Origin of the sequence: Leifsonia sp. NPDC058194 (assembly GCF_042883605.1) — a bacterium.
GTDB lineage: Bacteria > Actinomycetota > Actinomycetes > Actinomycetales > Microbacteriaceae > Leifsonia.
Window position 1 is genome coordinate 415,129 of record NZ_JBHVVL010000002.1, and the last position, 11,323, is coordinate 426,451.

Annotated in this window: 6 protein-coding genes; all 6 read left to right on the forward strand. The window is 72.5% G+C overall.

Annotated features, from left to right (window positions below):
- Positions 1 to 80 precede the first annotated feature (80 nt).
- The 6 genes from ACFVU2_RS08780 to ACFVU2_RS08805 all read left to right on the forward strand — a co-directional run bounded on the left by ACFVU2_RS08780 (position 81) and on the right by ACFVU2_RS08805 (position 11,272).
- Entirely contained in the window at positions 81 to 872 is a 792-nt protein-coding gene (locus ACFVU2_RS08780) for a FadR/GntR family transcriptional regulator (protein WP_387873041.1), read from the forward strand.
- Positions 865 to 1,587 carry a cache domain-containing protein gene (locus ACFVU2_RS08785; protein ID WP_387873042.1) on the forward strand — a complete coding sequence of 241 codons (723 nt, stop codon included), beginning with the start codon at positions 865 to 867 and terminating at the stop codon, positions 1,585 to 1,587. Before ACFVU2_RS08780 ends, ACFVU2_RS08785 begins: the two co-directional genes overlap by 8 nt.
- A gap of 46 nt (positions 1,588 to 1,633) precedes the next feature.
- Positions 1,634 to 2,908 carry an FHA domain-containing protein gene (locus ACFVU2_RS08790; RefSeq protein ID WP_387873044.1) on the forward strand — a complete coding sequence of 425 codons (1,275 nt, stop codon included), beginning with the start codon at positions 1,634 to 1,636 and terminating at the stop codon, positions 2,906 to 2,908.
- Positions 2,905 to 3,741 carry a PP2C family protein-serine/threonine phosphatase gene (locus ACFVU2_RS08795; RefSeq protein WP_387873045.1) on the forward strand — a complete coding sequence of 279 codons (837 nt, stop codon included), beginning with the start codon at positions 2,905 to 2,907 and terminating at the stop codon, positions 3,739 to 3,741. Before ACFVU2_RS08790 ends, ACFVU2_RS08795 begins: the two co-directional genes overlap by 4 nt.
- A gap of 164 nt (positions 3,742 to 3,905) precedes the next feature.
- Positions 3,906 to 5,336, forward strand: a complete 1,431-nt coding sequence (locus ACFVU2_RS08800) for a serine/threonine-protein kinase (RefSeq protein ID WP_387873047.1) — start codon at positions 3,906 to 3,908, stop codon at positions 5,334 to 5,336.
- Positions 5,333 to 11,272, forward strand: a complete 5,940-nt coding sequence (locus ACFVU2_RS08805) for an Ig-like domain-containing protein (RefSeq protein ID WP_387873048.1) — start codon at positions 5,333 to 5,335, stop codon at positions 11,270 to 11,272. Before ACFVU2_RS08800 ends, ACFVU2_RS08805 begins: the two co-directional genes overlap by 4 nt.
- The last annotated feature ends 51 nt before the right edge of the window (positions 11,273 to 11,323 follow it).

Sequence of the window (11,323 nt, forward strand, 5' to 3'; positions counted from 1 at the left end):
GTTCCGTCCCGGGCGCATCCCCGCGCCGCGATCGTGGATTCATCCTATACCGAATGATTGCGGCGGGATATCGTGGGCGGGTGAGCAGCGCGACCGAACACTCCGGGACGACCGGGCCCGCCCGGGTGTCTCCCGGTGCACGGGACGCCGTCTTCGCGCAGCTCGCCGACGTGGGGCGCGCCGAGCAGGTCTCGCGCCGCATCGCCGACGCGATCGTGCTCGGGGTCCTCGTGCCCGGTGAACGGCTGCCGAGCGAGGCGGAGCTGGCCCGGCGCTTCGGGGTCGCGCTCGTGACCGCGCGGGAGGGGCTCGGGATCCTGCGCGAGGCCGGCCTCGTCGACACCCGACGCGGCCGCGACGGCGGCAGTTTCGTCGTCGCCCCGGACGGCGGGGAGGACGCCTTGCTCGCCGCGCGACTGCGCGGCCTGTCACAGGTCGAGCTGGCCGATCTCGCCGTCTACGTGTCCGCGATCGCGGCCGGGTGCGCGGACCGGGCCGCCGAACGGGCGACACCGGCCGACGGCGCACGACTGGCGGCCTGGCTCGACACCGCCTCGTTCGGCACGGCGGCCGATGCCCGCCGCAACGCCGGCGGGTTCCTGCTCGAGCTCGCCGTGCTCAGTCAGTCGGCGCGACTGGTGCGCGAGCAGATCCGGCTGCAGGCCGAGTACGGCCCTCTGCTCTGGATCGGTCTGCACGATCCCCGGCCACGGGAGGAGGCGCTGGCGTCGATGCGGGCGACGGCCGCCTCCGTGGCGACCGGGAACCGTCCGGCGGCGCGCGACGCGGTGACGGCCCTCGTCGGTTCCGTCACGGAATGGCTGCTGGCGGCGAAGGCGCGCCTGGAGCGCGGGGGAGGCCTCGATGCCTGACTCCGAGATGGATCTGGACGTGGCGGCCGCCCGGGTCGGCGCACTCTTCGCACGCATCCAGGACACCCTGGCCGGCTGGCGGGAGGCCGTGCTCGCCGACACTCCCGAACGGCCGACGACGGCCGCCCTCGACGCGACCGTCGCGGCCTTCGTGCTCCCGGAGCTCGACGACCCGGGCGCCCTGGTGATCGGGGCCGGGTTCATCGCGGCGCCGGAGCTCACCGGCGCCGACGCGGTCCACTTCTCCTGGTGGCTCGGCCCCCTCGACGAGAACCCCGTCTACGGCGCGACGACCGGGCCGACGAAGCTCGACCTCGGCACGCGCTCGTACACCGACTACCTGCGCGACTTCCGCTCGCTCGAGTGGTACCGCGTCCCGCAGTCGACGCATCGCACGCACGTGACCGGGCCGTACGTCGACCACCTGTGCACGTGCGACTACATCGTCACGGTGACGGCGCCGGTGGAGCGGGAGGGGCGGATGATCGGGGTCGTCGGCGTCGACGTCTTCGTCAAGCGCCTCGAACGCGAGCTCCTTCCCTCCCTCCTCGCCACGCGGACGCCGCTCGTCCTGGTCAACGACGACGGCCGGGTCCTGGTCTCGACCGACCCGGCCGTGCTGCCCGGCGCCGTGCACGCCGAGGCGCGGTCGCCCCGCGCCGTGCCGTGCCCGGGAACCCCGTTCCGGCTGGTCCCGACGACTACACTCGAATAGGCCGCCGCGGCACACTGCCGCCGAGACGACGAGAAGGGGGCGACGCGTGAGTCCGGATCCGGCAGCGTCGGACGCGCGCAGCGCCGAGACCGCGAACGGCTACGTGCGCTATGCGCCGATGGCCGGCCCCTCCCGCTGGCTCCTCGTCGCCGGCCGCCGCTTCGTCGCCGCCGTCGAGAGCACCGTCTCCGATTCGATCATCGACGCCGTGTGGTGGCTGGCCGGATCGGAGCTCGCGACCATCGAATCCGTCGTGGGGGCCTTCCCGCTCGCCGGCCCAGACAGTGTCCGCTCGTTCGCCGTCGCGGAGATCGGCCGGCCCGGCGCCACAGGCGACGTCGTGGTGACGGCTGTGGTGCGCGGCTCGGCCGCGATCGACGTCTTCTCCGTCGGAGGCTCCCGCCGCTTCGCGTCCGCGGGCGTCCAGCCCTGGGTGCTGGCCGAGTTCCGCAGCGTGACCGGTCTCGTGCTGGGCGGCGACGACGCGCCGACCGGTCCGGTGGCGCGCCTCGCGATCGGCTCCCTGCCGCTCGGGTCCGGCGTCGTCGACGGCGAGCTCCTCACCTGGTCGCTCTCCCCGATCGAGCGGGTGGAGCGCAGCGCCGTTCCCGAGACGGACGCCGAGCCGGTCGCACGCCCGGCCGCCTCCGCCGCCGAGGCCGACGCGGCCGCGGGCGAGACCATCATCCCGCAGCGCGGGGGCAGCCTGTTCGGCCACGTGCCGACGCCTCCGCCCCCGGCTCCGTCTCCGTCGCTGGGGCAGGACGGCGAACTCGCCTCGGCCCCGGAGCTCCCGGTTCCGCACGAGCTGCCCGGTGCCGTCGACATCGAAGCCCCGGCCACCGCCGGCGACACGCCCGATGCGTTGACGTTCGCGACGGCCGAGACGGCGCAGCCGGCCACCGAGCCGTTGGTGCTCCCGCCGGCCCCGGCGACCTTCGCCGTGCGCCTCGGAGCGGGGGACATCCTGACGCTCGACACCCCCGTGGTCTACGGGCGGCACCCGTCGGCATCGCGCGTTGAGTCGGGCGTCGCGCCGAGGCTCGTGCCGGTCGTGTCGGCGACGCAGGAGGTGTCGGGCACCCACGTCCGGATCGAGCAGTCGGGGGACGCTGTGGTCGTCACCGACCTGCGATCGACGAACGGGACGCGGGTCGTCCCACCCGGTGGATCGGCCTTCCGGCTGCGGCCCGGCGAGTCCACCGTGGCGCTGGCCGGGACCACGGTCGAGATCGGCGACGGTAATATCATCGAGATCACCGCCGTGCCGGGCGGCACCGGGGGGACGGACCGGCACCGAGACGAAGAAGGACGCGAGTGACCCAGATAGGTCGCAGCAACAGGCGCCACACCGTGGCCGTCCCCGGCACGCCCGACGCGCGCATCAGCCTCGCGTGGGCGGCGCTGAGCGACAAGGGATACCGGCGCAGCGTCAACGAGGACAGCCTCCTCGCGCGGTCGCCGATCTTCGCCGTCGCCGACGGGATGGGCGGGCACACGGCCGGGGACTTCGCGTCCACCGCCGTCGTCACCCGCCTCGCCGAACAGGTCGCGAGCCCGTTCATCGGCGAGGAGACCCTGACCGGGGCGCTCCGCTCGGCCGTGGACGACATGGGGCGCGGCGTCGGCCACACCGATCTCGGCACGGGCACGACGGTCACAGGGCTCGCCCTCACTCTGGTGGACGGCGCGCCGTACTGGCTGGTGTTCAACATCGGCGACTCGCGTGTCTACAGCTTCCGCGACGGGACGCTGGAGCAGCTGACGGTCGACCACTCGATCGTGCAGGAGCTCCTCGACGCCGGCGCGATCACCCCGGCGGAGGCCGAGGTGCACCCGCACAGCAACGTGATCACGCGCGCGGTGGGCTTCAACGAAGACCCCGTCCCCGACTTCTTCCTCTTCCCGATCGTGGCCGGCTCGCGGCTGCTCGTCTGCTCCGACGGCCTGACGAAGGAGCTCACCGAGCACGGCATCCGCTACTTCCTGGGCGAGGGATCGTCCCCGCTCGACGCCGCCCAGCAGCTGATGGATGCGGCGCTCGGCAACGGCGGCCGCGACAACGTCACCGTCGTCGTCGTCGACGTGCTCGCGACGCCCGAGAGCGGTGCGCACCGCGAGGGTGCGTCGCGACGGGGCGCCCGCCGCCACTGAGCACGGCTTCCGGCCGCCTCCGCGGGCATCGCCGATGGCCCCCGGAGTGGGGGTGCGCCCGGCCCTGTTGTACGGGTTCCGCCCAGCGGAGCGCGTGTTCGCGCTGCCTACAATTGGGGAACGCTCGCGCCCGCGAGCGCTGTCGACGCCGAACGGAGGAGCCCGTGGCCAGGCGCTTGCCGTCACAGCCGCCGAACCTCCCCGGCTTCTCGTACGTCCGGGTCCTCGGGTCCGGCGGCTTCGCCGACGTCTTCCTCTACGAGCAGAACATGCCGCGCCGTCAGGTCGCGGTCAAGGTCATGCTCGCCGAGGTGGTCACGAGCCAGGTCAAGCAGATGTTCCAGGCCGAGGCGAACCTCATGGCCCAGCTCAGCACCCATCCGTCCATCCTGACGGTGTACCAGGCGAGCGTGTCGGGGGACGGGCGCCCGTACCTCGTGATGGAGCTGTGCTCGTCCGCGATCGGTCAGCGCTACCGCAGTGAGCCCCTGTCGGTCCCCGAGGCGCTCGGCGTCGGCGTGCGGATCGCGAGCGCGGTCGAGACGGCCCACCGCTCGGGGGTCCTGCACCGGGACATCAAGCCCTCCAACATCCTGACCACGGCGTACGGCCACCCCGTGCTCAGCGACTTCGGCATCGCCGCCACCCTGAGCGAGGCCGACGTCACCGAGGCGATCGGCCTCTCGATCCCGTGGTCGGCGCCCGAGGTCCTGCTCGACGAGACCAGCGGGACGATCGCGAGCGAGATCTGGTCGCTCGGGGCCACCGTCTACTCGCTGATCGCGGGACGTTCCCCGTTCGAGGTCGCCGGCAAGGAGAACACCTCCGCCGAGCTGATCCACCGCATCACCAAGGGGCGTCCCCAGCCGATCGACCGGCCCGACGTTCCGCCGCGCCTGGAGCAGGTGCTGCTGCGCTCGATGGCGCGCCGGCCGTCGCAGCGGCAGCGGTCGGTCCTCGAGTTCATCCGGGAGCTGCAGGCGGTCGAGCAGGAGCTCGGTCTGCCGCAGACCCCCATCGAGGTCGCCACGGACGACTGGGCGCTCGCGGCGGCGGGCGATCCGGAGGACCGCACCCGGGTCAACGGCGTGGTCGCGGTCGACCCGGCCGGTTCCCCCCGACGACGCCGGCGCGCTCCCGCGTCGGCGTCGGTGACCCGCGCACCGACGCGGACCGTCGTGCGCGAGAGCGCCGGGAGCGCCCCCGGCACCGGTCCGGTGGTGGCGGCCCGGGCTCCGCGGGCCCTGGTGTACTCCCTGATCGCCTGTGCGGTGCTCGTGGTGGTCCTCGGGGTCATGGCGTCGATCGTGCTGGTGCGCGCGGGCGCATCCGACGACATCCCCGCCGTCCGCGACCTCAGCGGCCGGGTCGACGGGAGCACGATCGTGTTCAGCTGGAGCGACCCCGGCGTGCAGTCCGGCGACATGTACCAGGTGACGGTGGACGACCAGCCGCCGTCGAGTCAGCGCTCCACGGAGTTCCGGGTGGACGCGCGCGCGGGCCAGACCGTCTGCGTCACCGTCACGGTCAACCGCGACGGCAAGACCGGGTCGGCGAGCGGGCAGAAATGCGTCGAACGGAGCGGCGGGTCGTGAGCCGGCTGGGCGCCGCCTGGACCTGGGTCGCAGCGCACAAGTCGATCGCCGCCACCGCGGTGAGCGGCACGGTCGTGGCGGCCCTGGTGACGACGCTCGCGGTGGTGTCGGGCGGCTACAGCGCCCAGCACCTGCAGCTCGACGACGCCTCCGTCTGGGTGGCGAGCGACGCGAAGAAGGCCGTCGGCCGCGCGAACACCGAGATCGACAAGCTCAACTCGGTCGTCGCCGGCACCGGGGAGGCCCTCGACGTCGTGCAGGACGGCGAGAACGTCCTGCTCATCGACCGCGAGGCGAACACCGTATCGGTCGTGGATCCCGCCACCGCCGAGGCCGGCAAGTCGGTCGCCCTTCCGCCCCGCTCGCCGGAGGTGTTCCTCGCCGGCGACCGGGTGGCTCTGCTCTCGCAGACGACGGGTCAGCTCTGGCTGACGACGGTCGCGCAGCTCGACCAGTTCAACTCGGGGTCGGCCGCGACGGTCGACCTGGGCGGTCGCACGGTCGCGGCCATGGACCCCACCGGGGCGCTCGTCACGTATCAGCCCTCGACGCGGTCGGTCGTGCGCATCCAGCTGAGCGGGAGCGAGCCCTCCACGACGACGACCAAGGTCCCGACCAGCGGGGACGGCGCGAACGTCTCCCTGACGGTCGTCGACGGGCACTGGGCGCTGCTCGACCCCGACGAGCGCCGGCTCTGGCTCGACGGCCGCCCGGTCAGCCTCACCTCGCGTCTGGACGCGAGCTCGGACCCCGTGCTCCAGCAGCCGTCGGCGACGGGCACGGCCGTGTGGATCGGCTCCACGAGCGGCGTGATCCGGGTGCCGCTGGACGGCACCGCGACCTCCACCCCGTTCTCCGCCGCCTCGGGCGCCGCTGCCGCTCCGGTGACGGTCGGCGACTGCACCTACGCCGGGTGGAACAGCGGCACCGCCTGGCGGTCGTGCGACACGGCCGGGTCGGGGCAGCGCACCACGCTCGCGGACGTCCCCTCCGGCGCGACGCTCGCCTTCCGCATCAACGGCGATCGGGCCGTGCTGAACGACACGCGCTCGGGTGTGTCGTGGGCGGTGCAGAGCGGGAACACCCGCATCGACAACTGGGACGAGCTGGTGTCCAAGAAGACGACGCAAGAGCTCGTCGACCAGTCGAAGCAGGACACGGCGCCGCAGTTCGAGAAGCAGGAGCAGCCGCCGGTCGCCGTCGACGACCAGTTCGGCGCACGACCGGGACGCGTGACGCCCCTCCCGGTGCTGCTCAACGACTACGACCCCAACGGCGACGTGCTGACGATCGACTCGTTCACCGCGATCCCGGACGACCAGGGGTCGATCGAGCTCACGAACGCCGATCAGCAGCTGCAGATCTCGCTGCCGGAGACCGCGACCGGGACCATCGCCTTCGACTACACGATCTCGGACGGGCGGGGCGGGACCGCGACCGCGCACGTCGTCGTGACGGTGCGCGGCCCGCAGGAGAACTCGCCGCCGGTGTGCGTGCGCAATGCCAAGGCCGTCGTGCAGACCGGCGGCCGGGTGACCGCATCCGTGCTGGGCGACTGCTACGACCCGGACGGCGACTCGTTCTACCTGGCGGGCGCGACGGTCCCGGCTCCCGACACGGTGACATACACCCCGCAAGGCCAGGTCGCCTTCTCCGATCACGGCGGCGGGGGAGACGTCACGGACGTCGCGCTCGTCCTCTCCGACGGCCGGGCCGAAGGCACCGGGTTGCTGGCCGTCACGGTGCGTCCGCCCGGCCAGGTGCCGATCATCGCCGACCCGTTCGCAGTGCTCGCCTACGAGAGCCAGGAGGTCACGATCCGACCGCTCGACCACGTGCGGGGCGGCAACGGGACGGTGCGGCTGGCGACCGTCCCCACGAAGGCGGACGCCACGATCACCCCGGACTACCAGGGCGGCACCTTCCGGTTCGACTCCGACCAGCCCGGCACGCACAACATCGAGTACTCCGTCACCGACGGCGTTGTGACGACGACCGGGCTGGTCCGCGTCGAGGTCAAGGCGCCGCCCGGCGCGAAGACCGCGCCGATCGCCGTGCCCCACACCGCCTTCATCCGGGAGCAGTCGTCGCAGGATGTGGATGTGCTCTCCACGGACATCGACCCGTCCGGCGGCGTGCTGCTCGTCACCGGCGCGACCGAGCCGGAGGCGAGCGCGGGCGTCCACGTGCAGGTGCTCCAGCAGCGCACCCTCCGAGTCACCCTGAGCCGCCCCTTGAGCGGCCCCGTCGACTTCCACTACCGGCTCAGCAACGGCCTCGCCGAGACGACGGGCACGGTCACCATCGTGCAGCTGCCCCCGCTCACGGTGCATCAGCCGCCGATCGCGGCGCCGGACTCCGTCGCCGTGCGCGTGGGAGACGTGGTGGACATCCCGGTGCTGGCGAACGACGTGCAGCCCGACGGCGACAAACTGACCCTCGATCCCACGCTCGCCTCACCCCTGCCCGCCGGCGCGGGCCTCCTGTTCGCCAGCGGCGACCACCTGCGCTACCTCGCCCCGACGAAGCCGGGCAACTACACGGCCGCCTACAAGGTCGTCGGGGAGGACGGCCAGTGGGCGACGGCCGAGGTCACCATCGCGGTGCGCGAGCGCGACCCGGCGACGAACAACCCTCCGGTGCCCAAGACGGTGACCGCGCGCGTGCTCGCCGGCGACGTCGTCCGGATCACCATCCCGCTCTCCGGGATCGACCCCGACGGCGACTCCGTGCAGTTCGTCGGGCAGGAGACGAACCCGCAGAAGGGCGCCGTGATCGCCTCCGGGCCCGACTGGATGGACTTCCAGGCGGGCGACTACGCGGCGGGCACCGACAGCTTCACCTACGCCGTCGTCGACGCGCTCGGAGCCCGGGCCACCGGCACCGTCCGGGTCGGCATCGCCGCCCGCGTGGAGGGCGCGCGCAACCCCGTCGCGGTGGAGGACGACGTCACCACCCGGCCCGGCAAGACGCTGAGCGTCCAGGTGCTCGCGAACGACAGCGACCCGGACGGCAGCCCGCTCGCCGTGACGGCGGTCACCTCCCTCGACGGCGCGGCCAAGGCGAAGGTCAGCGGCGACATCGTGGTCGTCACCGCACCGCAGAAGCAGGGCGTCTACGGGTTCCTGTACACGATCCAGAACGAGCGCGGAGGCACGAGCCAGGCGTTCCTGCGGGTCACGGTGGATGCGAACGCGCCACCGGCCCGGCCGATCGTGGACGACACCACGCTCGGGCTCTCGGACATCCTGGGCAAGGACCACGTCGACGTGAACGTGCTGGCCAACGTGTTCTTCGCCGACGGGGCCGTCTCGACCCTGAAGCTCTCGGTCGTGCCCGGCTACGGCGACACGGCGCAGGTCACCTCGGGCAAGCGCATCCGCGTGCAGATCGGCGCGAAGAGCCAGATCATCCCGTTCGCCGTCGCCAATCCCGAGGACGCCTCGGTGGTCGCCTACGGGTTCGTCCACGTGCCCGGCTACGACGACGCCCTCCCGCAGGTGAAGCGCGGTGCACCGAAGCTCACGGTGGTGAGCGAGAAGACGCTGACCATCCGGCTGAACGACTACATCGTGGCCGTCGGCGGCCGCAAGGTGAAGCTGACGGACGCGGCGACCGTCCGGGCGACCCACGCCAACGGGGACGACCTGGTGGTCAGCGGCGACACGCTGCAGTACACGTCGTCCGCGCGCTACTTCGGGCCCGCCTCCATCTCGTTCCAGGTCACCGACGGATCGAGCGCCACCGACCCGCAGGGCAACGTGGCGACCATCGTGCTGCCGATCGAGGTGACCCCGCGCGAGAACCAGCCGCCGGTCTTCACCGGCGCCCTGATCGACTTCGAGCCGGGTCAGAGCAAGACGCTCGATCTGACCAAGCTCACCAGCTACCCGTACGCCAAGGACCAGGGCGAGCTCGTCTACGCGGTGCAGAACCCCCAGCCGGCGGGGGTGAGCACCTCCCTCAACGGGCAGAAGCTCACCGTCTCGGTGTCGGCCGGAGCCCAGAAGGGGTCCACGCCGTCGATCTCCATCGGCGTGAAGGATGCTGTCAACGCCGGGCAGGCGGGGCGCATCGACATCAACGTCGTGCCCTCCACCCGGCCGTTGGCGAGCCCGCAGCCCGACCGGGTGATCGCACCGCGGGGCCAGACGACGACGGTGGACGTGCTCGCGAACGACGCCGCCACCAACCCGTTCCCCGGCAAGCCGCTGCGCGTCCTCGCCGTCCGCGGGCTGGGCGGGTCGCTCCCGACCGGCGTCGGCATCGTGCCGAGCGCCGACAACTCCACGCTCGCCGTGACCGTCTCGGCCACGGCCGCGCCGGCGGACACCACGCTGCAGTACGAGGTGGCCGACGCCACCGGCGACCCCGACCGCTACACCTGGGGCACGATCACGATCTCGGTGCAGGACCGGCCGGCGCCGGTGTCGAACGTCCAGATCACGGCGATCGGCGACCGCAGCCTCACCGTCGGCTGGATCCCGGGCGCGTTCAACAACTCGCCGATCACCGGTTTCGAGGTGACCATGTCGTCGGCCGCCACCGGCGCGACCCTCTCGACCACGACGTGCACGACGACGACGTGCGCGATCCAGACGCCTGGCAACGGGCCGGCCAACGCCGTGCAGCTGAGCGTGCGCGCACGCAATGCGCTGGGCCTCTCCGACCCGACGCCGTACGCCGAGCCGACCTGGTCGGACGTCGTGCCGAACGCCCCGGCCGCCGTCGCATCCACCCCGCTCAGCAACGGACTGCGGGTGACGTGGACGAAGCCCGCGAACGCCGCTGGGGCCAGCCCGATCACCTCCTACCTCCTCACGGTCGGCGGGGTGACCAACTCCCTGCTCGTCTCGGGATCCGACCCCGTCGGCACGGCGTACTCGATGAACGTGACGGATGCGACCCTCGCCAACGGCGTCTCCGTCGGCATCACGGTCGCCGCGCGCAACGACTTCTACCAGGGCCGCACGACGTGGAATCAGACGCAGAGCAGCGGCGTCCCCGCCGGCGCACCCACGACGACCAGCGTGGCGCCGGTGGCGTCTCCGAACACGGCGGACGGGCGCTCCGCGACCCTCAGCTGGCCCAACGTGTTCTCCGACAACGGCAAGGCGATCATCACCTACTACGCCGGGGTGTTCCAGGGGACGGCCCAGCCCGCCTGCTCCGTCACCGGCGTCGAGAGCGGCGCCCCCGTGCTGCACGTCGACCCGCCGTCCGACTCGTTCAAGAAGGTCCAGGCGGGAAGTGTCGGCTTCAGCGGCCTCCAGCCCAACCAGACCTACAACTTCGTCGTCTACGCCTACAACGGGCAGGGCTGCACGGCGAGCGCCGTCGTCTCGGCGACCCAGCGGCGCGCGCCCGGCCAGGTGTCGGACGTCTCGGCGAGCTCGACCCTCGTCTCGAGCGCGCAGAACCTCTGGGACTTCTCGCTCACCGGTGTCTCGTACGCGCAGGGGAGCGGCACGACGGCCTCCGTCTCGTACACCCTCACCTCGGGCGGCAACGCGGTCGACAGCGGGGTGCTGGGCGGCACGAGCGGCCTGGTCGCGGGCGCCAACGGCCCGCACTACGGGATGGACCTCGCCATCATCATCACGAAGATCTGCGAGACGTACTCCGACGGGTCCCAGCTCTGCACCGGTCAGGATCCGAACAGCTTCCCGCTCGGCGTCGCCGTGAGCACGGCGATCGGCGGTCAGCGCTACGACGCCGCGACACGCACGTTCACGTGGACGTCGTGGCCGACCGGGCCGGGGTACTCCGCGGTCCGCTTCGACTGCGGCGCAGGGGCGACCGACATGCCGGCCGTCGGGCAGACGGCCAGCTGCCAGGCGCCGGGAGACGACCCGAATCCCACGCTCGTGATCTCCGTCACCCGCAGCGCCGGCGACACGTACAGCGCGCCGTATCCCGCTTCGAGCATGCAATGACCCGGCACCGTCATACTGATCTCCGGACGGACCGCCTGCCGCCCGCACCCC

What these genes read in the sequence shown, in the direction of transcription:
- ACFVU2_RS08785 (WP_387873042.1), top strand. Translation starts at nt 865, where the DNA reads ATGCCTGACTCCGAGATGGATCTGGACGTGGCGGCCGCCCGGGTCGGC.